Source organism: Streptomyces sp. NPDC021562 (assembly GCF_040640875.1).
Taxonomy (GTDB): domain Bacteria; phylum Actinomycetota; class Actinomycetes; order Streptomycetales; family Streptomycetaceae; genus Streptomyces.
Map to the genome: position 1 here is coordinate 1 of NZ_JBFACN010000054.1, position 20,983 is coordinate 20,983.

At 73.5% G+C, this 20,983-nt stretch carries 16 protein-coding genes; 9 read left to right on the forward strand and 7 right to left on the reverse strand.

Annotation, left to right across the window (positions count from 1 at the left end):
* The coding region (locus tag AB0G52_RS40110; protein ID WP_361344094.1) for a methylmalonyl-CoA mutase family protein at nucleotides 1-360 on the forward strand (360 nt) is incomplete at its 5' end.
* 102 nt (nucleotides 361-462) lie between these two features.
* On the forward strand, nucleotides 463-1,098 hold the full coding sequence (locus tag AB0G52_RS40115; RefSeq protein ID WP_132893834.1) for a ScbR family autoregulator-binding transcription factor: 636 nt from the start codon (nucleotides 463-465) through the stop codon (nucleotides 1,096-1,098).
* Nucleotides 1,099-1,229: 131 nt separating this feature from the next.
* Here AB0G52_RS40115 and AB0G52_RS40120 read toward each other — a convergent pair whose 3' ends face one another.
* The gene (locus AB0G52_RS40120; RefSeq protein WP_132893832.1) at nucleotides 1,230-1,874 is read right to left on the reverse strand and encodes a ScbR family autoregulator-binding transcription factor; all 645 of its coding nucleotides are present in this window, start codon (nucleotides 1,872-1,874) and stop codon (nucleotides 1,230-1,232) included.
* 205 nt (nucleotides 1,875-2,079) lie between these two features.
* Between AB0G52_RS40120 and AB0G52_RS40125 the strand changes: the two genes are divergently transcribed.
* Together AB0G52_RS40125 and AB0G52_RS40130 are read left to right on the forward strand one after the other, a co-directional pair.
* A complete protein-coding gene (locus tag AB0G52_RS40125) occupies nucleotides 2,080-3,021 on the forward strand; it encodes a ScbA/BarX family gamma-butyrolactone biosynthesis protein (RefSeq protein ID WP_132893940.1) in 942 nt (313 codons plus the stop codon).
* Complete coding sequence (locus tag AB0G52_RS40130) at nucleotides 3,011-3,991, forward strand: NAD-dependent epimerase/dehydratase family protein (protein WP_132893830.1); 981 nt, start codon at nucleotides 3,011-3,013, stop codon at nucleotides 3,989-3,991. Before AB0G52_RS40125 ends, AB0G52_RS40130 begins: the two co-directional genes overlap by 11 nt.
* 51 nt (nucleotides 3,992-4,042) lie before the next feature.
* Here AB0G52_RS40130 and AB0G52_RS40135 read toward each other — a convergent pair whose 3' ends face one another.
* Nucleotides 4,043-6,865 carry an AAA family ATPase gene (locus AB0G52_RS40135; protein WP_361344099.1) on the reverse strand — a complete coding sequence of 941 codons (2,823 nt, stop codon included), beginning with the start codon at nucleotides 6,863-6,865 and terminating at the stop codon, nucleotides 4,043-4,045.
* Between the two features lie 379 nt (nucleotides 6,866-7,244).
* Between AB0G52_RS40135 and AB0G52_RS40140 the strand changes: the two genes are divergently transcribed.
* Nucleotides 7,245-8,114 carry an AfsR/SARP family transcriptional regulator gene (locus AB0G52_RS40140; RefSeq protein WP_361344102.1) on the forward strand — a complete coding sequence of 290 codons (870 nt, stop codon included), beginning with the start codon at nucleotides 7,245-7,247 and terminating at the stop codon, nucleotides 8,112-8,114.
* A gap of 104 nt (nucleotides 8,115-8,218) precedes the next feature.
* Here the strand turns inward: AB0G52_RS40140 and AB0G52_RS40145 are convergent, their stop codons facing one another.
* The 3 genes from AB0G52_RS40145 to AB0G52_RS40155 form a co-directional block, all read right to left on the reverse strand.
* Complete coding sequence (locus AB0G52_RS40145) at nucleotides 8,219-9,148, reverse strand: ROK family protein (protein WP_361344105.1); 930 nt, start codon at nucleotides 9,146-9,148, stop codon at nucleotides 8,219-8,221.
* Nucleotides 9,149-9,257: 109 nt separating this feature from the next.
* A complete protein-coding gene (locus AB0G52_RS40150) occupies nucleotides 9,258-10,022 on the reverse strand; it encodes an alpha/beta fold hydrolase (protein ID WP_361344108.1) in 765 nt (254 codons plus the stop codon).
* 207 nt (nucleotides 10,023-10,229) lie between these two features.
* On the reverse strand, nucleotides 10,230-10,700 hold the full coding sequence (locus AB0G52_RS40155) for a type II 3-dehydroquinate dehydratase (RefSeq protein ID WP_132893823.1): 471 nt from the start codon (nucleotides 10,698-10,700) through the stop codon (nucleotides 10,230-10,232).
* 287 nt (nucleotides 10,701-10,987) lie between these two features.
* Here AB0G52_RS40155 and AB0G52_RS40160 point away from each other — a divergent pair, with 287 nt between their 5' ends.
* From AB0G52_RS40160 to AB0G52_RS40170, 3 genes are read left to right on the forward strand one after another with little or no spacing between them, the layout of a single operon-like run.
* Nucleotides 10,988-12,154, forward strand: a complete 1,167-nt coding sequence (locus tag AB0G52_RS40160) for a DegT/DnrJ/EryC1/StrS family aminotransferase (RefSeq protein WP_132893821.1) — start codon at nucleotides 10,988-10,990, stop codon at nucleotides 12,152-12,154.
* A complete protein-coding gene (locus AB0G52_RS40165; protein WP_361344112.1) occupies nucleotides 12,151-13,329 on the forward strand; it encodes a Gfo/Idh/MocA family oxidoreductase in 1,179 nt (392 codons plus the stop codon). The genes AB0G52_RS40160 and AB0G52_RS40165 overlap by 4 nt, the downstream gene beginning before the upstream one ends.
* Nucleotides 13,322-14,041, forward strand: coding sequence for an HAD-IA family hydrolase (locus AB0G52_RS40170; protein ID WP_132893819.1), 720 nt, complete (start codon nucleotides 13,322-13,324; stop codon nucleotides 14,039-14,041). The genes AB0G52_RS40165 and AB0G52_RS40170 overlap by 8 nt, the downstream gene beginning before the upstream one ends.
* Nucleotides 14,042-14,138: 97 nt before the next feature.
* Here AB0G52_RS40170 and AB0G52_RS40175 read toward each other — a convergent pair whose 3' ends face one another.
* The gene (locus AB0G52_RS40175) at nucleotides 14,139-15,203 is read right to left on the reverse strand and encodes a 3-dehydroquinate synthase family protein (protein WP_132893817.1); all 1,065 of its coding nucleotides are present in this window, start codon (nucleotides 15,201-15,203) and stop codon (nucleotides 14,139-14,141) included.
* Nucleotides 15,204-15,340: 137 nt separating this feature from the next.
* Complete coding sequence (locus AB0G52_RS40180) at nucleotides 15,341-16,186, reverse strand: hypothetical protein (protein ID WP_132893815.1); 846 nt, start codon at nucleotides 16,184-16,186, stop codon at nucleotides 15,341-15,343.
* A gap of 268 nt (nucleotides 16,187-16,454) precedes the next feature.
* On the opposite strand from AB0G52_RS40180, the gene AB0G52_RS40185 reads away from it, so the two are divergent.
* A partial coding sequence (locus tag AB0G52_RS40185) for a beta-ketoacyl synthase N-terminal-like domain-containing protein (RefSeq protein ID WP_361344116.1) occupies nucleotides 16,455-20,983 on the forward strand: 4,529 nt, incomplete at its 3' end.

Consider the following 20,983-nt stretch of genomic DNA (forward strand, 5'->3'; position numbering starts at 1 on the left):
GTGGAGGAGCTGGGGGGTGCGGTGGCGGCGATCGAGCGGGGGTTCCAGAAGGGCGAGATCGAGCGCAACGCGTACCGGATCGCGCAGGAGACGGACGCGGGCGAGCACTGCGAACCCCTGCGCGTCGACCCCGCCGTCGAACGCCGACAGGCCGAGCGGCTCTGCAAGGTGCGGGCCTGGCGGGAGCAGTCGCGGGTCGACAGCGCCCTGGACCAGCTGAAGAAGGCGGCCCGCGGGGACGACAACGTGCTGTACCCGATGAAGGAGGCGCTGTGCGCCCACGCCACCGTCGGCGAGGTATGCGGCGCCCTGCGCGAGGTGTGGGGCGGGTACGTGGCGCCCGACGCGATCAGACCGTGACTGACAAACCGGTCGACCGGATATCTCATACCAATCGCCCGGTTTTATAATGCGCCGAGGGGGACGACGCGAAGCAGGATCAGGCAAAGAGGGAGACTTCGTATGGCCAAGCAGGAGCGCGCCCGGCAGACCCTGCGGCGCATCGTCTCGGCGGCGGCGGACCGTTTCGAGGAGAACGGCTACGCGGGCACCACCCTCGACGACATCAGCCGCGGCGCAGGGGTCTCCAAGGGCGCGCTCTACTTCCACTTCGCCTCGAAGAAGGAGGTCGCCGACGCCGTCGTCGAGCACTCGTACTGGCTGCTGGAGGATCTGCTGGAGTCCGTCCGCGCCTCGAATGGCTCCGCGCTGCAGCACCTCATCGACCTCACGCACGGGCTGAGCCGGCTCCTGAGCAGCGAGGCCACGCTGCGCGCCGCCCTGCGCTTCCACCGCGAACGGACCGATCCGGCGCCGCGGTTCGACCACCACGCGCTGTGGCAGGGCGGCGTCGAGGAGGAGTTCGCGCACGCGGCCGAGCGACGCGAACTCCGGGCCGACCTGCCCGCCGCGGCCGCCCGGGTGCTGGCCACGATCACGCTGCTCTCGGTCGAGTCGCTCGCGGTGCGCCGGGTGTCGACCGCGGAGGCGAGCCACCAGATCACCGACCTGTGGAACGTCCTGCTGGGCGCGTTCGCCCCGGTCGGCACGGCCGACACCTTCCGCACGAAGGCACCGGAGCCCTGCCCGGCCGGCTGACGGGACGAGCGGGGCGAGCCCGACGATCCGGCGGCGCCCCGAGGCCCCATAGCCCGACCGCAGGGGACCGGCCCGGCGCAAGGGCCGGCCCAACCGCCGGTCGTGGGGCCGGGCCGGTCGCGGGGGGCTCTCTACTTGACGGTCGCCGCGGGTTGGACGGTGACGTGGGCGCTGCCCTCGGGGTGGAAGCGGCCCAGCCTGCGCGGCGGCACGATGCTGGGCAGCAGCAACTGCCACATCAGGGTCGTCCGCTCAGGGAGGTCCTTGCGCCCGCACAGCACCTGGGAACTGAGCTGGAGCCCGGTCCAGGAGCCGACGATCAGGGCGGCCAGCCGCTCGCAGTCGATGTCGGCCTTGACGTCACCGCGCTGCTGGGCCTCGGCCAGACACCTGCGGAAGACCTCGATCCACTTCGTGTACGGCTCGCTGACGATGCCGGTCTTGGAACTCTGGTCGGTCACCAGCCGGATGCCCGCGCGCACCTGGACGTTCTCCACCAGCTGCCGTGCCATGCGGTGCAGTATGTCGATGACGGACTGCACCCCCAGACCGCCGACGTCCGCGGCCGAGTCCAGGACGGAGAACTGCTCGTCGATGAGGACCTGGGCCAGCTCCTCCTTCGAGGTGAAGTGGAAGTAGAGAGCCCCCTTCGTCACCCCGGACTCCTTGACGATGTCGCCGAGGGTCGTGCCGTGGTACCCCTCCGCGTCGAAGGCGCGCGCGGCGCCTTCCAGGATGGCGGCACGGGTGACCTCCGCGCGTTCCTGCCTGGCCATGGATCCAACCCCTTCACTACGTGATCGGAGCTGTCGCCGCGTCGTCCTCCCCTCGGGTAGATCGCGGCCCACTCCTGGTCATAAGTTTGCCTCTCCTCCACACAAAAAACCAACTAACTGGTACTGTTTTTCGCGACGCTTCTCCCGCCCCCAGTACGTCCATCTCGACGTTTGTGCAGGTCAGACACAATCTCAGGAGGCAATGATGCGCCCGTCCCCTCTCCTTGACCAGAGAGAATCCGCGTCGTTCGACGCTCCGGAGCTCTTCCTTCAGTCAGTCCCCCGCGCGGTCGTGCACCGCGCGGCGGTGTCGGAAGTGCTGGTGACCGGAGTACGGGAGATCGACGACGCCCACTTCCAGGTCGGTGTCCAGTGGCCGCGCAGCCACTCGTTCTACGGCCGGGTCGCCGCCCGCTGGCACGACCCCATGCTGCTCGGTGAATCGATTCGGCAGGCCCTGCTCACCATCTGCCACCTCGCCTACGAGGTGCCCTTCGGCCACCGGTTCCTCTCCAGCAGCCACTCCTTCCACATGGAGCCGGACGGTGCCCGGCTCGGCGAGCGCCCCGCGGACATCCTGCTCGACGTCCGCTGCCGCAACGTCAGAAGACGCGGCCGGACCATAGCCGCGGTCGACCTGGAGGTCGGCTGCGTCCGCGACGGCGTCCTCGTCGGCTCCGGCGGCATATCCGCGCAGTGCGTCCCGGACAACGCCTACCGGCGGCTGCGCGGCACGTACGCGGACAGCGTGCCCGGGACACCGACGTCCGAGGCCGTGGCCCCCCGGCTGGTCGGCCGCACCTCGCCGTTCGACGTGGTGCTCGGCGTCAGCAACATGGCGCGGGTGTGGACCCTGCGCTGCGAGCGCGACCACCCGGTGCTCTTCGACCACCCGGTCGACCACGCGCCCGGCATGGTCCTCATGGAGGCGGCCCGGCAGGCCGCGCTCGCCGTGCTCGACCGGCCCGACGGGCTCCTCGTCGGCTGCGAGTCCACCTTCCAGAAATACGTGGAGTTCGACAGCGCCTGCCTGGTGACGGCGACGCCGCAGCCGGACCGCGGCGACGGCACGCGGACCGTCTCGGTGAGTTTCAACCAGGGCGGCGGCACGGCCTCCGGCTGCGAGGTGCGGATCCTTGCCGACTGACACCCGTGACGGGCGAGCGGTCCTGGTGGTGGGCGGCACCGGCTTCATCGGCAGTGCCGTGGTCCGGGAACTGCTGCGGCCCACTTCGAAGGGATCACCGGTGACCGACCTGCGCGTGCTGTCGCGCCGGCCGCTGCCGGAGTGGATGACATCGGCGGGTGCGCGGAGGATGCCCGGCGATCTCACCGTTCCGGAGAGCCTGCGCGACTGCGGCGAAGGCGTGGGCACGGTGCTCCACCTGGCCAGCTACGTGGGCCGGGACCCGGCCCTGGCCGAAGCGGTCAACGCCGCCGGCACCCGTGCGCTGGCGCGGGCCGTCCGACCGGCCCGGCTGCTGTACGTCTCGACCGCCTCGGTGTACGGCCACGGGCCGCACCGGGGCGTGCGGGAGGGCCGGCTGGCCCCGGCCCCGGCCTCGGTCGCCAGCGCCTCCCGCCTGCTCGCCGAGGAGGCGGTGATCGGCCACGGCGGTGTCGTCCTGCGCCCCAACCTGGTCTACGGGCCCGGCGACCGGTGGTACGTCCCGCTGCTGACCCGGCTGCTGCGCAGGGTGCCGGTGTGGCCGGAGGGCGGCCGGGGCCGCACCTCGCTCATCGGCGTCCACGAACTGGCCCGGGTGGTGGGGGCGTTCACACGCCGGGAGTGGACCGAGGCCGACCGGGGGGCGGTCCACCACGTCAACCATCCCCGGCCCGTCACGGTCCGCAGCACCGTGACCCGGCTGTGCCGGGGGCTCGGTCTGCCGCTGCCGGACAGCGACCTGCCGCGGTCCGCGCACTGGGAGCTCTCCTCGCGCCTGCTGCCGCAGCTGACGCGGCACCAGTACACCCTGCTGACCGACGACCACTACTACGAGAGCGCCGGGGTGTGGGAGCACCTGGGCCTGGAGCCGGGGCCGGGGTTCGCCGCCGGGCTGGCCACGAGCCTGCCCTGGTACCGGCAGCACCTGGCGCGGCTGCGCGTCGCCTGACCCTGCGTCGGGCCACGGGCGGGGCGGACCGGACCGGTCCGCCCCGCCCTGTCATGCCTCCTGGCCGAGCACCGCCTCGGTGCCGCCGGTGGCCAGCTCGACGGGCAGGTCCTTGCGGCAGCGCACGCCGAGCTTGCGGTAGACACGGGTGAGGTGCTGCTCGACCGTGCTCGCGGTGATGAACAGCTTGGCCGCGATCTCCCGGTTGGTGTAGCCGCCGACGGCGAGCGCGGCCACCCGCCGCTCCGACCCGGTGAGCACCGTGCCGTCGCCGGAACCGGTGGCGGCCGGGAAGGACGGGTCCTCGGCGGTGTCGTCGGGGAAGGAGAGCAGGGCCTCGGAGAGCGGGGCGGCCCCGCACAGCCCGACCAGGTGCCGGGCGCGCCGTACGTGCATCCGGGCCCGGCGGTTGTCGCCGAGCTCGTGGTAGGCGCCCGCGGTGTCGGCCAGGATCCGGATCTGCTCGTACCGGTCGCCGCACCGCTCGTAGAGGTCCAGCGCCTCCGAGAGCATCTGGGGCCGGCGCGCCACCGGACCGCCGACGGCCAGCACCCGCAGGGCCGCCGCCCGGGCCCGGGCACCGTTGGTGCCGGGGCGGCCGAGCTGGTCGTAGGCCAGGCGGGCGGCCTGCTCGTGGTTGCCGAGGTCCAGCCAGGCCTCGGCCGCGCTGGTGCGCCACGGCACGATGCCGGGGACGTCGATCCCCCAGGCCCGCATCCGGTCCCCGCAGGCGAGGAAGTCCGCGAGCGCCGCGTGCGGATGGCCGGTGAGCAGGTGGTACTGGCCGCGGGCGTGCAGGTAGTGCAGGCCGTAGCGGGTGTCGAACAGGGGCTTGGGGACGGCCCGGGTCAGATAGGCGCCCGCCTCGTCGTAGTGGCCCATACGGGTGGTGGCCAGCACCAGGCTGCCCAGGGGTGCGCCCAGGGCGACGCCCCAGGCGCCCGGGTGGATGTGGTTGAGGGCCTGCTGGGCGTGGTCGACCGCGCCGGTGAGGTCCCCGAGCCGCAGCGCCGCCTCGGCCCGCATCGAGGACAGCATGGCCATCCAGGTCGGCGAGTACGGGGTGTGTCCCTCGCGCAGCAGCCGGTCGCACCAGGCCGCCGCGTCCGGGGAGTCGGTGCACAGCAGCACGCCGAGCGCGAGCAGCGCGGGCTCCTCGGGCCAGCTGAGGTCGTAGGTGGGGCCGCGGTCCTTGAGCACCTGGTGGGCCTGGCCGACCAGTTCGTGCGCGCGGCCGTTGACCAGCGCGTCGGCGAGCAGCGCGGCGGGGCGGCCCCGGCCCGCGGGCCGGCCGGTGCCGGGGCGGGGCCGGTGCTCGGGTCCCGCGGCCGGCCGGTGGGTACGGTGGGCGAGCGTGGGGTGCGTCCAGGCCAGCCACTTCTCGGTGTCGTCCAGCAGGGCGGCGGCCTCGCTGTGCGGCTCCGGGCGGGCCGCGCGCAGCCGGTCCAGCAGCTCCCCCGCCTCCGTCGTCCGGCCCTGCCACAGCAGTTGGCGCACCAGGTCCAGGGTGCGGGCCGGGTTCAGCTCGCCCGCGCGGGCGGCGCCGGTCAGGGCCGTCAGATGGCGTTCGGCGGTCGCCGGGTCGAAGAGCCTGCGGACCTGCACCAGTCGCGACTCGACGGCGGCGCGCTCGGCGCCGGCGCCGACGGGGGCGCGCAGCGCGGCCTCCAGGGCGGCGACGGCACGCTGGGTGCGACCGGCGAGCAGTTCCTGCTCGGCCGCCTCCAGCAGGACGTGCACGCTCCATTCGCCGCCCGGGCGGTCGGCCTCGACGAGCAGCGGTGCGATGTCCCGCGGCGGGCAGCCCTGTTCGTGCAGCAGCGCGGCGGCCGCGAGCCGCAGTTCGGTGCGCTCCCCCGGTTCCATGTCGTCGAGGACGGCCTGCCGGGCGACGTCGTGGCTCAGGCCGTGGCCGGTGACCAGGCCGACGGCTTCGAGGGTGCGCAGCGCGGACTCGGCCGTGCCCTCGTCGACGCCGGCGAGCCGGGCGAGCCGGGCGGGCACCTCGGCGCTGCCGAGCACCGCGAGCGCGCGGGCGACGGCTGCCACCGGTTCCTCCAGGCGGCCGAGCTGGCGCAGTACCGCCCGGCCGTAGCCGTCCTGGCGGACGCCGCCGCAGGCCAGGTGGTCGTCGAGCAGGGCGCGCAGGAGCAGCAGGTTGCCGGCGCTGACGGCGTGGAACTCGCCTGCGAGGCGTTCGGCCTCGTCCGGGTCCAGATGGGCGGCGAGCCGTCCGGCGACCTGGGCCTCGGTCAGCGGCCGCAGGGTGACGCGGTGCGTGTGCGGCTGGTCCAGCAGCTCGGTGCGGAAGAGCCGGCGGCGGGCGGCCCCGTCGTCGGTGAGGAGGACCGTGACCCGGGCGGACGCGGTACGGCGCGCCAGGTAGAGGAGGCAGGCCAGCGAGCTCGGGTCGGCGTGCCCGATGGTGTCGACGCCGACGAACACCGGTGCCTCTTCGGCGAGTTCGAGCAGGGCGGCGGTGATCTCGTCCAGCAGCAGGGCGAGCCGGGGGCCGATGGTGGCGGCGCCGGAGGCAGGGGCGGGGTCCTGGCCGGCGGCCTCGGGGCCGGCGGACTCCGTGTGCAGGCGCTGGTAGAGGTTCTGCAGCCGGGCGACCGGGCCGTCGGCGGCCGGCACGGAGGAGAAGAGCTGTCCGAGGACGCCGAACGGCAGCGCGCTCTCGGCCCGTGAGCAGCCGGCGTGCAGAACCACCGCACCGCAGTGGCGGGCGTGTTCCGCGGTCTGGTGGAGCAGCTCGGTCTTTCCGCTGCCGCCCGGACCTTCGAGCAGTACGACGGCACCCTTTCCTGCCGCGCATTCGCCGAGTATTCGTTTCAGTTCCGCTTCCTGATCAGCGCGTTCGACCAGATTCACTGGTTCCCTCCGTACGAACGTTTTTCCAGAAGTACGACGGGCCGAAGCTAGCAACCCCTCAGGGGGCCCCGGTTTCTCCGCGCACACCGGTCGGTAACTGACGGATCATCGGGCCCGGAGGGGCCCTCCAGAGGGCGGAACGGAACGTTCCGCGCCGGAAATCGACGAGAACCCTTCGGGCAAGGACTCGCAAAATCTGTGCCCTCATGGCATCTGACCTGCGCACATGCCTCTCTCGACACCCACTCGGCGACCCGCCATCGGCCTTGACAAACAGGTCAGGTGGTTTTTTACTGTAGGGGTACGTCGCGGAAGCAGTCTCAGCCACCGCGGTCAACCGGGGGTGTGGTCCATCGTGCGATTCAATCTGCTCGGTCCTTTGGAAGCCGTATCCGACGACACTCCTGTGGGGCTCGGCGGATTCAATCAGCGCGCCATTGCGGGATTTCTGCTGCTGCACGCCAACGACGTCGTGCCGACCAGCAAATTGATTCACGCGCTGTGGGGTTACGACACGCCCGCCACCTCGCGGAAAATGGTGCAGAACGCGGTGTCGGGACTGCGCAGGACCATCGAGCGGCACGCGCGGCCCGACGGTTCCGTACGGCTCACCACCGCCGCGCCCGGGTACCGCCTCACCGTCGCCGAGGGGCATCTGGACCTCTGGCACTTCCGCCGCCAGGTGGACCGGGGCCGGGCCGAACTCGCGGCGGGCGCCCAGGAGTCGGGGCTCGCGAAGCTGCGCTCGGCGCTGTCCATGTGGCGCGGGCCGGCCCTCGCGGACCTCGTCGAGTCCGGGATCGCGTGGCCGGAGCTCAAGGCGGTCGCGGGGCTGCGCATGAGCGTTTTCGAGGACTACGCCCAAGAGGTCCTCCGGCGCGGCGGGCACCACGAGATCCTCGGCGAGCTGGAGGAACTGGCGGCGGCCGAGCCCACGGGCGAGCGGTTGTGCGGGCTGCTGATGGTGGCGCTGTACCGGTGCGGGCGCCAGCACGACGCCCTCGCCGCGTACCAGCGCACCCGGGCCGCGCTGCTGGACAACTTCGGCCTCGACCCGGGCCACGAACTGCGGGCACTGGAGGTCGCCATCCTCAACCAGGATCCCGCGCTCACCCCCGAGTCCAGGCCCTACTGGAAACCCGCGGCGCGCCGCGCGGCAGGCGTCGGTCGCTGCGAACACCGCCACGGCGGCCTGCTGACCACGGCCACCCGCACCTGGACACCGATCCACCGCCGACGCCACCCGTAGCAACCGCAGGCCGCGCGTCCTGCACGCGGCCTGCACGCGGCCTGGGCGCGGGTTCACGCTCCACGAGCGCGCCTGGTTCGGGCGTCGGGGCGGCCCGCGCGGCGTCAGACGGTCGTGCGGGGTGGGGCGGCGGTGCCGATGTCGCGGGACAGGAGGAGGGCTCCGTCCAGGGAGGAGAGGGCGCCCAGGGCGGCCGGGCGCAGGGTCGGGGTGGGGGCCGTGGGGCGCTGGAGGGCCTCGGTGCGGGCGGCGACCTCCGTGACGTAGCCGGGCAGGGCGGCCGCGAAGCCGCCGCCGATCGTGACGATCTCGGGGTGGACCAGCTCGGCCAGGGACACGACGGCCGCGGCGAGTGCCGACGCCCCGGTCGTCACCGTCTCCACCGCCCACTCCGCCCGGTCCGTCCAGGCCTGCCGCAGCTCCGCGAACCCGACCGGCCGACCGAGTGCCCGCGTGGCCCGCCGCAGCGTCGCACGCCCCGAGGCGAGGGCCTGGACACAGCCGTACCGGCCGCAGTCGCACCGGGCGTCACCGCGATGGTCGACGACGACGTGGCCCACCTCGCAGGAGCCGCGCGCGGTGCCCGGCCGCAGCACGCCGTCCAGCACCATGCCGCCGCCGATGCCCGTGCCCACGCCGAAGTGCACCAGGTCGCGGCAGCCCGCGGCGCGGGCCTCGGCGAGCGCCGCCAGGTCGCCGTCGTCGGCGATGCGCACCCGGGCGCCGGGCAGCAGCGCCGTCAGCCGGCGTCGTATGTCCAGGCCCTGCCAGTGCGGCCGGTTGGGCCAGCCGGAGACCCGGCCCTCGGTGTCCAGAGCCGCCGGCAGCGCCGTCCCCACCGAGGTCACCGGGTCACCGGGCGGGCGGGGCAGCGCGGTGAGCGCGGCCGCGAGCGCGTCCATGTCGGCCGCGACGCCGCCCTCGTGCGGCCAGGTGAAGACGGTCTGCTGCGCGGGCGCGCCCACCGCGGCACCGTTGCGCTCCAGCCGCAGCGCCACCTTCGTACCGCCCATGTCGATTCCCAGACGACTCACGGTTCTTCCTCCCCTCCTCCCGGCCCGTCACCTCCGTGGGGACCGCGCCCTTTCCAATGGCCTTTCCTACGCGCTTTCCCGCGCCTTCTCCCGCCCCTTTCCGCGCCCCTCAGGTTTCCGTGGAAAAGTGCGGTGCGAGCGCCGAACGCAGGACTTCCGTCACGGCGCCGGGGTGCTCCGCCAGATAGAAATGACCGCCGTCGAAGACGTGCAGGGAGAATGCGGCGCTGGTGTGGCGGCGCCAGGCGTCGACCTCCGCGACCGTGACCCTGGGGTCCGTCGATCCGACCAGCGCCGTGACCGGGACCGCCAGCGGTTCGGGGTGCGCGCACCGGTAATCGGCGACCGCCCGGAAGTCGTTGCGCAGCACGGGCATGGTCAGGCGCAGCAGTTCCTCGTCGAGGGCGAACGCGGCGTCGCTGCCGCCGAGCAGCAGGACCTCCTTCAGCAGCTGCTCGTCGTCGAGTTCGTGGAAGGCGTCCGTGCGGGCCACGGAGGGGGCGCGCCGGGCGGAGACGATCAGGGCCGCGGCGGGCGAGCCGCCGTCCGCCAGGCGCCGGGCGACCTCGTAGGCGACGGTCGCGCCCATGCTGTGGCCGAACAGGGCGACGGGGCCGGCCCACGGCATGAGGGCGCGGGCGACCTGGTCGGCCAGCTCGTGCACATCCCCGATCAAGGCCTCGTGGCGGCGGTCCTGACGGCCCGGATACTGCACGGCCAGGACCTCGACGTCGTCGCCGAGCGCCGCCGACAACGGGTGGAAATAGCTGGCCGAACCGCCGGCGTGGGGCAGCGCGACCAGGGTCATGCGCCGCGCCGGCTTGGGGTGGTAGCGGCGTATCCACTGCTGGGTACAGGCGACGGTGGCGTTCATACGGAGCTCCTGTGGGCGGACGGGCGGGCGCTGTGGGGGGGGTGGGAGCGGTGGGTGTGCGGGGGGTGCGGGGGGTGCGGGGGGGTGCGGGGGGTGGGGCGGGTGCGGCGGCGTGGGGGCTTGGCGCGCAGTTCCCCGCGCCCCTTCGGGGCGCTCCACCGGGCGGGGTGGGGGCTTGGCGCGCAGTTGCCCGCCCCTGTGGGGTGCTTATGCGGTTGCGGCTAGTTGTGGGGTGGGGCGGGAGGTTCCGGCGGCGATCGTGAGGAGGGCTCGGGCGCCGAGGCGGTAGCCGAGTGAGCCGAGGCCGACCACGACGCCGGAGGCGAGCGGTGCGATGACCGACTCGTGGCGCCACTGCTCACGGGCCCAGACGTTCGACAGGTGAACCTCCACCCAGGGGCGCGGATAGTTCGCCAGGGCGTCGCGCAGGCTCCAGCCCGCCACCATGAGCGCCCCCGGGTTCACCAGGGCGCCGACCGTGCCGTAATGGGCGTGCACGGCGCGCACCAGGTCGCCCTCGGAGTCGCTCTGGACGGAGACCACCTCCCAGCCCATCGCGGCGACCTCCTCGCCCACGGCCCGTTCGATGTCCGCCAGGGTGTCGGTGCCGTACACCTCCGGCTCACGTTGCCCGAGGATGCCGAGGTTGGGACCGTTCAGCAGGAGTATCGCGCTCATGACTCACCTCACAACTGCGATGCGGAAACGTATTCTTCGGGTTCGGCCCAGACGCCCATCATTCTTTATCGCCCGGCCCGTTCCGTGGCCGGTATCGGGGGGCCGCATTTCGGATCAGGGGGGTCGACTCCCGGTATTCAGGGGGGTTTTCGGGGACCCGGTAGGGGATGGGAGAGGCTGCCGTCCGCGCGGTAGCGTGATATTCCCCGCCGCCGCTGAACGGCTTTCCGGGGTGAATTGGCCCTCCGCGGACATCTCCGCGTTCCCCAGAAGAGGAATGGACCGTCATGAACGATCAGGCGAAACTGCTCGCGGACCTCCCGGTGTGGCCGCGGTACGGCGACGAGGAGCGCACCGGTCTGCTCCGCGCCCTGGAGCAGGGCCAGTGGTGGCGCATGGGAGGCAGCGAGGTCGACTCCTTCGAGCGGGAGTTCGCCGAACGGCACGGGGCGCCCTACGCGCTGGCGGTGACGAACGGAACCCACGCCCTCGAACTGGCCCTGCAGGTGCTCGGCGTGCGCGAGGGCAGCGAGGTCGTCGTCCCCGCCTTCACCTTCATCTCCTCCTCGCAGGCCGCGCAGCGCCTGGGCGCGGTCGCGATACCGGTGGACGTCGACCCCCGGACGTACTGCCTGGACCCGGAGGCGGTGGCCGCCGCCGTCACCTCGCGCACCGCCGCGATCATGCCGGTGCACATGGCGGGGCACTTCGCCGACATGGACGCCCTCGGGAAGCTCTCCGCCGACACCGGGGTGCCGCTGATCCAGGACGCCGCCCACGCGCACGGCGCCGAGTGGCTGGGCCGCAAGGCCGGCGAACTCGGCTCGGTCGCCGCGTTCAGCTTCCAGAACGGCAAGCTGATGACGGCCGGCGAGGGCGGTCTGGTCACCTTCCCCGACGAGGCCTCCTACCAGGAGGGCTTCCTGCGGCACAGCTGCGGCCGGCCGCGCACCGACCGCAAGTACTACCACCAGACCTCGGGCTCGAACTTCCGGATGAACGAGTTCTCCGCGGCGGTGCTGCGGGCCCAGCTGGGCCGGCTCGACGAACAGATCGCCACCCGCGAGCAGCGCTCCCCGCTGCTGGCGGGACTGCTCGGACGTATCGACGGGGTGGTCCCGCAGAGCCGTGACGAGCGGGTCACCGCCCACCCGCACTACATGCAGATGTTCCGGATCCCGGGCATCACCGAGGAGGCCCGCAACGCGCTGGTGGACCGGCTCGTCGAGCGCGGTGTCCCGGCCTTCGTCGCGTTCCGCGCGATCTACCGCTCGGAGGGCTTCTGGGAGTACGCGCCGCCCGCCGCGACCGTCGCGGAGCTCGCCGAGCGCTGCCCGGTGACCGAGGCCATCAACGCCGACTGCGTCTGGCTGCACCACCGCACCCTGCTGGGCAGCGAGGAGCAGATGCACGCCGTCGCCGAAGTCGTCGCGGAGGAGGTCGCGCGCGCATGAACACCCGGGTGAGCGCACGGGGACCGGGGCAGCCCCCGATCCGCACGAGCGTGGTGGGTCTGGGGTGGGCGGCGAAGTCCATCTGGCTTCCGCGGCTGCGCCGGCACCCCTCCTTCAACGTGTCCTTCCTGGTGGACCCCAACCAGTCGGCCCGCGCCGACGTCCCGCAGGACCGCACCGAGACCCGGCTGCTGTCCGACGTCGCGGAACTCTCCGCCGACGAGGTCGACCTCGCGATCGTGGCCGTGCCGAACCATCTGCACTCGGCGGTGGCCTGCCGGATCCTGCGCATGGGCATCCCGGTGTTCCTGGAGAAGCCCGTCTGCCTCAACTCGGCGGAGGCCGAGCAGCTCGCCGCCGCCGAGCGCGAGGGGGGCGCGACGCTGCTCGCGGGCAGCGCGGCCCGCTACCGGGCCGACGTGCTGGCACTGCGCGAGGTCATCGACCGGGACCTGGGGCAGCTGCGGCACGTCGAGCTGTCCTGGGTGCGGGCCCGCGGGGTGCCGAACGCGGGCGGCTGGTTCACGCAGCGGCAGTTCGCCGGCGGCGGGGCCCTGGTCGACCTGGGCTGGCACCTGCTCGACACCGTCGGGCCGATCCTCGGTCCCGTCGGGTTCGACCAGGCGGTGGGCACGGTGTCCGACGACTTCGTCAACGACCAGTCCTCGGAGGCCGCCTGGCGCGACGACGCACCGCGCGACCCCGACGCCGAGGGCGACGTGGAGGACACCGCGCGTGGCTTCCTGGTGACCGAGAACGGGGTGTCGGTGGCGATCCGGGCCAGCTGGGCCTCGCACGAGCCGTACGACGCCACCCGGATCCGGGTCGACGGCAGCGCCGGCAGCGCGACGCTGGACTGCACGTTCGGCTTCAGCCCCAACCGCCGCAAGGGATCATGGCTTGAGGTGGTGCGGGACGGGGCGCGGACCGAGGTCCCGTTGCCGGAGGAGGAGATCGGCGCCGAGTACGTACGGCAGCTGGACGAGCTGCCGGGGCTGCTGGCGGACGCGGCAGCCCGGGGGCGGACCGTCGAGGAGGTCCGCCGCACCATCGCGGTGATCGAGCGCATCTACCGCTCGGCCCGCAGGGCACGGATCGGGGCGCGCTCCACAAGAGCCGCCCGGGTGGTGCCCCGATCGACGCTACTGAACTCGGAGAGGCTGCGGCATGCTTGACAGGCAAGGCAGTGGTGACGGGCAGACGGCGCACCAGGCCCACAAGGCCGCGCCGGGGCCCGGGGACGGGGTCCGGGCCGTCGTGTTCGACCTCGACGGGGTGCTCGTCGACAGCTTCGAGGTGATGCGGCAGGCGTTCAGCGTCGCCTACGCCGAGGTGGTGGGCGCCGGCGAGGCGCCGTTCGCCGAGTACAACCGCCATCTCGGCCGGTACTTCCCCGACATCATGCGGATCATGGGGCTGCCGGCGGCGATGGAGGGGCCGTTCGTGCGGGAGAGCCGCCGGCTCGCCTCGCAGGTCCAGGTGTTCGCGGGGATCCCCGAGCTGCTGGACTCGTTGCGCCGGCGCGGGGTGCCGATGGCGGTGGCCACCGGCAAGGCGGGTGAGCGGGCCCGCTCGCTGCTCACCCGGCTCGGGCTGCTGGACGCGTTCGAGGTGGTGATCGGCTCCGACGAGGTGGTACGGCCCAAGCCGGCGCCCGACATGGTGCGGCTGGCGGTCTCGGTGCTCGGGGCGCCGGCCGGGCGGACGGTGATGGTCGGGGACGCCGTCACCGACCTGCACAGTGCCCGCGGGGCGGGGGTGCGGGCGGCGGCCGCACTGTGGGCCGGGGTCGACCCGGAGCCGCTGCTGCGCGAGTCGCCGGACGCGGTGCTGCACTCCCCCGCCGCGTTGCTGGACCTCGTCGCCACGCCGGTGCCGGCCCCCTGAGGAACAGCACGAACCGAGAAGGCCCGGACGCATCGCCGTCCGGGCCTTCTCGGTGTGCTCGGTGTGCTCGTGCTCAGTGTGCTCGGTGCGCGTCGGATCAGCGGGGCGAGGCCGTCAGGGACGCGTGGGGGGCGGTGGTGCGGGGCATGGTGGCGAGGGTCGCGCGGACCAGGTCCTCGGGGACGTCCGGGACCAGTTCCGGGCCGGCGGGGCCGTCGAGGACGAAGGTCAGGGCGTGTCCCTCGGCCTTCTTGTCCCGGCGCATGTACGCCACCAGGTCGTCGTCCGCCACGTCGGCGGGCAGTTCGGTGGGCAGGCCGTACGAGGCCACCACGTCCCGGTGTTCGGCGACCCGGGCCGGCGGGATCCGGCCCAGGGCGCCGGCCAGCAGGCCGGCGAAGACGGTGCCGACGGCGACCGCCTCGCCGTGCCGCAGTGCGTACTCCGTGGCCCGTTCCAGCGCGTGCCCCAGGGTGTGGCCGTAGTTGAGGACGTGCCGCAGGCCCTGGTCGCGTTCGTCGCGGGCGACCACCGAGGCCTTCAGGGCGACGCTCCGCGCGATCTGGTCCACCAGCGGAAGGGCGGCGAGGCCGGGTGCGCCGATGAAGTGGCAGCGGGCCAGTTCCCCGTAGCCGTTGACGCGTTCGCGGGGCGGCAGGGTGTCGAGGAACTCCGTGTCGCACAGCACGGCGCGCGGCTGCCAGTAGGCCCCGACGAGGTTCTTCCCCTCGGGCAGGTTCACCCCGGTCTTGCCGCCGATGCTCGCGTCGACCTGCGCGAGCAGCGAGGTCGGCAGGTGGATGACGGGGGTGCCGCGGTGGTAGAGGGCGGCGGCGAGCCCGACCGTGTCGGTCGTGGTGCCGCCGCCGCAGGAGACCACCACGTCGGAGCGGGTGAGGCCGAACCGGGCGAAGTGCTCGCACAGTTCGGCCACCGTCGCGAGGTTCTTGTTCTCCTCACCGTCGCGGGCGGCGACCCACCGGACCGGGACGCCGAGCGACGGCAGCGCGTGCGCGGGGCGCGCCGACACGACGACGGCCCGCGCGGCCCCCGTCGCCGCGACCAGCCCCGGCAGCAGGGTCCGTACCCCGGGCCCGATGTGCACGGGGTAGGAGCGGTCGCCCAGCGCCACGTCCACCCGGTGGTGCGCGGGTTCAGTCATCGTCGGCTCCTGCCGTCGTCTGCTTCTGCCATCGGCTTCTCCTGTCATCTTCTGCGTCTGCACCGTCGCCGGCTGCTGCCGTCGACGGCTGCTGCCACCGGCGTCTCCGGACACCGGCCGCTCCCGCCGGGACTTCTCTAGGCCGTCTGCAGCACGGTCCTCGGTACCGCCAGTGGTGCCCGGTCGGCGCCGGACGGGGTGAGGGACGCGCGCAGGGTGCGGGCCGCCAGTGCCTCCACGGCCGACGGCACCCGCAGCCTGCGCAGGGTCAGGTGGGTGTGCTCGAAGAGCAGGTAGTTGACCGGGGCGTCCGCGGCCTGCCAGGCCTGCGCGGTGCGGCGCAGGCTCCGCAGGTAGCCCTCCCAGCCGCGTTCGGTGTCGGGGCTCATCGCCGGCAGCCCACCGGCGACCGAGCGGACGGCCTCGGCGGAACGGGCGCACAGGCCGGTGCGCTGGGCCGGGGTCAGCGCGGCCGTGCGGTGCTGCCAGATCCGGAACAGGAAGCCGCGGCGCGCGGGTTCCCCGAGGAGTGCGATGACGTGCCGCAGCTGCCAGACGGCCAGCACGAGTTGCGTGTGGTGGTCGAAGGCGGGCTCCCGGGTGACGGCCAGGGCGAGTTCACTCGACGCCATCGCGATCTCGTCGTCGAATTCGATGGGCAGCGCCGCTGGACCATGCACCGCGGCGGGGTGGAATTCACCGGGGGCAGGGGGGTTTTCGGGGGGTGCCCCGAGGGCCGGGCCGAGTTCGCGGCAATGCCGGGCGAATTCCTGGGAAACATCGCCACGGGCAGCGGCCCACAGGTCGACGGCGGCCGGGTGGGCCCCGTCGGACCAGTGGAAGAACCAGCGGGCGGCCGGGTCCGCGGCGCGCAGTCCGCGCAGCAGCCCGGACAGTTCCGCAGGCGGTTCAGGTCGGGATATTCCCCCTGGTCCGACGCGGTCGGGGGCGGGAATGCGCACATGGGTCCAGTGCAGGGTCATGGGGAGTGCCTCAGTTCTTCACGGGACGCTCGAAAGGCGTCGGAGCACGTACGACGGAATGGTTCGTACGGAACGGGCTGTGCCCCATGCTAAAGGCACCGACCCATCGCTCCCATGGGCCGTGGATGTGATATCCGAACGGCTCGAAAATAGGGCGGTGTTAGGGGGCGACCTGGGGTTACCGCAATGCGGCCGCGCCGCAGAATTGACGGTCGTACCGGACCCACCGCATTTCGTTGCCGCCGTGTTTTCCGAGAGGTGTATGGACATGCTGCGAACCGAGCTGATCCAACCGCTGCCCGAACTGCTCGCGGCGCATGCGAAGCGCTTCGGGGACAAGGTCGCCTACCGCGACCCGCGGCGCGCGGTCAGCCACGCCGACCTGGCGCGGCGGACCGCGCGGATAGCGGGCCACCTGGCGGCGCTGCGGCTGCAACCCGGCGACCGGGCGGCGATCCTGCTCGGCAACTGCGTCGAGAACGTGGAGAGTTACCTGGCGATCGTGCGGGCCGCCGCCATCGGCGTACCGCTCAACCCGCGCTCCACCGACGTGGAACTGAGCCATCTGCTCGGGCACAGCGGTGCCCGGGTCGTCATCACCGACCGCGCCCACCTGGACCAGGTGCGCCGGGTGCTCGGCTCCCTGCCGGTGGTGGGCGACCCGGTGCGGATCGTGGTGACCGGAGCCGAACACCCGGTCGGCACCGTCTCCTTCGAGAAGCTCGCCACCACCGAACCGCCGCTGCCCGCCCGGGACGACCTGGACCTCGACGACGTGGCGTGGATCCTGTACACGTCCGGGACCACGGGCCGCCCGAAGGGGGTCCGGTCGACCCAGCGCAACGCGCTGTGGTCGGTCGCGGCCGGCTATGTGCCGATCCCCGGGCTCGGCCCGGACGACCGCATGGTGTGGCCGCTGCCGCTGTTCCACAGCCTGTCGCACATCGTGTGCGTGGTCGCCGCCACCGCCGTGGGCGCGTCGGTCCGGCTCGTCGACGGTTTCGACGCGGACGACGTGCTGGCCGCGGTCACCGAGGAGAACGCGACGTTCCTGGCCGGCGTGCCCACGATGTACCACCACCTGGTGCGGGCCGCCGCCCGCGAGGACTTCACCGCGCCCCCGCTGCGGGTCTGCCTGGTCGGCGGCTCGGTGACCACGGCGTCCCTGCACACCGCCTTCGAACAGGCCTACGGCGCACCGCTGCTCGACGCCTACGGCTCCACCGAGACCTGCGGCTCGATCACCATGAGCTGGCCGTCGGGCGCCCGGGTGGACGGCTCGTGCGGTCTGCCGGTGCCCGGCGTCAACGTCCGGCTGGTGGACCCGGGCACCGGCTCGGACGTGCCGGCCGGCGAGGAGGGCGAGGTCTGGGTCAGCGGCCCGAACGTGATGGCCGGCTACCACAACGACCCCGAGGCCACCGAGGAGGCGCTGCGGGACGGCTGGTACCGCACCGGCGACCTGGCGGTCCGCGACGAGGCCGGATACTTCACGATCACCGGCCGGCTGAAGGAACTCATCATCCGCGGCGGCGAGAACATCCACCCCCGGGAGATCGAGGACGTGCTCCGCGAGGTGCCCGGGGTCGCCGACGCGGCCGTGGTCGCCAAGCCGCACGAGGTACTGGGCGAGGTGCCGGTGGCGTTCCTGGTGCCGGAGCCCGAGGGGCTGGATCCCGAGGCGCTGTACGCGGCCTGCCGGGAGCGGCTCGCGTACTACAAGGTGCCCGAGGAGCTGTACGAGACGCAGGCCATCCCGCGGACCCAGTCCGGGAAGATCGTCCGGCACCAGCTGCTGCACCGCCCGATGCGGCTGCGCGCCGCGAACAGCACCCACTTCGAGTCGCTGCTGCGGCTCGACTGGGTCCCCGCGGCGCTGCCGGACGGCCCCGCCGCCGAGCCGTGGACCCTGGCGGGACCCGACGCCCCGACGCTGGGGGCGCGGCTCGACGAACGGCTGAGCCGGGCCGCCGCGGCCGGTGAGGCGGTGCCCGCGGTCGTGGTGCTCGCCGTGGACGTGCCGAAGGCGGCCGCCGCCGCGGGCTTCGCCACCGGGGTACGGCGCACGGTGGCCGAACTCGCCGGCGAGCTGGCCGGTCTGCTCGCCGACCCCCGCCTGGCCGGCACCCGGATCGCCGTGGCCACCCGCGGCGCGGTCACCACCGGCCCCCGCGAGACCCTCCACAACATCGCGCACGCCCCCGTCTGGGGCCTGCTGCGCTCCCTGCAGAGCCGGCACCCGGGCCGCCTCACCCTGGCCGACCTGGACGAGACCCCCGCCTCCCTGGACGCGCTGCCCGCCGCGCTCGGCACCGGTGAACCGCAGTTCGCGCTGCGCACCGGCGTCCTGCTGCTGCCGCGCCTGGCCCGGGTGTCCGTCACCACCGACGGTCCCGCCCACCGGGCCCTCGACCCCGGCCGGACCGTCGTCGTCACCGGCGCCGACAGCGCCGAGGGCGCCGCGCTGGCCCGGCACCTGGTGGCCGGCCACGGGGCCCGGCACCTGCTGCTGATCGGCTCGTACGACGCCGAGGACGCGGCACTGGTCGCCCTGCGCGAGGAACTGACCGCGCTCGGCGCGACGGCGACCGCGACGGCCTGCGACCCGGCCGACCGGACCGCTCTGGCCACCGCGCTGGAGCGGGCGGAACGGCCGCTGACCGCGATCGTGCACACGCACGGCTGGGGCACGGCGCTCGCCCACCGCCCGGACCGGGCCCTGGAGTCGGCCGTCGGCGCCCTGCTCCATCTGCACGAACTCGCCCGCGCCCACGAGGACCTGGCCGCCTTCGTGGTGTGCTCCTCGGCCGCCGCCCTGCTCGGCGCCCCGGGCGAGGGCGATCGCGCGGCCTACGAGGCGTTCGCGGACGCCCTCGCCCAGCACCGCGCGGACCGCGGGCTGCCCGCGCAGTCCCTGGCCTGGGGTCCCTGGGAACCGGCGGCCGCGGCGGACCCGGCCGGTGAACCGGTCACCGGGGTCCGGGAACTGAGCCGCGCCGAGGGCCTGGCCATGTTCGACGCCGCCCAGCTGGCCGGGCCCGTGCACTGCCTGCCGCTGGCCCTGGACACCTCCGCGCTCACGGCGAGCGCCGGGCGCGTCCCCGGCTCCGCACGTCCGTCGGCGCTGCCGCCGCTGCTCAGCGGCCTCATCGACGTCTCCGCCGCCCCGGCACCGGCGGACAGCGCGGTCACCGAGGCCCTGCGGGAGCGGGTCGGGGAGCTGGCCCGGCCGGAACGGCTCCGGGTGCTGCTCGACCTGGTGCGCACCGAGACGGCCCGGGTGCGGGACGTCGGCGGCCTGTCCAAGGTCGGTCCCGGACGGTCGTTCAAGGATCTGGGCTTCACCTCGCTGGAGGCCGTCACCCTGCGCAACCGCCTCACCGAGTCCACGGGGCTGCCGCTGCCCGCCACGCTCGCCTTCGACCATCCCACCCCGCAGGCCGTGGCCGAGCTGCTGGACTCGCTGCTCACCGGCTTCGAGGCGCCGGTCGAGGAGATCCGGCCGGAGAGCGCGGGCTCCGGCGAGCCGATCGCGATCGTCGGCATGGCGTGCCGGCTGCCGGGCGGCGTGACCACCCCGGACGAGCTGTGGCGGCTGGTGGACGAGGGCCGCGACGCGGTCTCCGCCTTCCCCGGCGACCGGGGCTGGAACCTGGAGGAGCTGTACGACCCGGAGGGCTCCCGGGCGGGCAGCTGCTACGTCCGCGAGGGCGGGTTCCTGTACGACCTCGCCGACTTCGACGCGGAGTTCTTCGGCGTCTCACCGCGTGAGGCGACCGCCATGGATCCCCAGCAGCGGCTGCTCCTCGAAACCTCCTGGGAGGCCCTGGAGCGGTCCGGTCTCGACCCGGCGAAGCTGCGCGGCGAGCCGGTCGGGGTGTTCTCCGGCGTGATGTACCACGACTACGGCAGCCAGGTGTCGCGCATCCCGCAGGAGTTGGAGGGCTACCACGGCATCGGCACGGCCAGCAGCGTGGCCTCGGGCCGGGTGTCGTACACCCTCGGCCTCGAAGGCCCGGCGCTCACCGTGGACACGGCCTGCTCCTCCTCGCTGGTGGCCCTGCACCTGGCGGCGCAGTCGCTGCGCAACGGCGAGTGCACGCTGGCCCTCGCGGGCGGTGTGGCCCTGATGTCGCAGCCGACGTCGTTCGTGGAGTTCTCCCGGCAGCGGGCGCTCGCCGCGGACGGCCGCTGCAAGGCCTACGCCGAGGCCGCCGACGGCACCGGCTGGGCCGAGGGCGTGGGTGTCCTGGTCCTGGAACGGCTGTCGGACGCCGAGCGGCTCGGGCATCCGGTGCTCGCCGTGGTGCGGGGCTCGGCGATCAACCAGGACGGCGCCTCCAACGGCCTCACCGCACCCAGCGGCCCCGCCCAGCAACGCGTCATCCGCCAGGCCCTCGCCAACGCCGGCCTCACCCCCCAGGACGTCGACACCGTCGAAGGCCACGGCACCGGCACCACCCTCGGCGACCCCATCGAAGCCCAGGCCCTCCTCGCCACCTACGGCAAGGACCGCGAACAACCCCTGTGGCTCGGCTCCTTGAAATCCAACATCGGCCACGCCCAGTCCGCCGCCGGAGTCGCCGGAATCATCAAGATGGTCCAGGCCATGCGGCACGGCGTCCTGCCCAGGACCCTCCACGTCGACCAGCCCTCCACCAAGGTCGACTGGAACGCCGGCGCCGTCGAACTCCTCACCGAAGCCCGGCCCTGGCCCGACCTCGACCGCCCCCGCCGGGCCGCCGTCTCCTCCTTCGGCGTCAGCGGCACCAACGCCCACGTCATCCTCGAACAGGC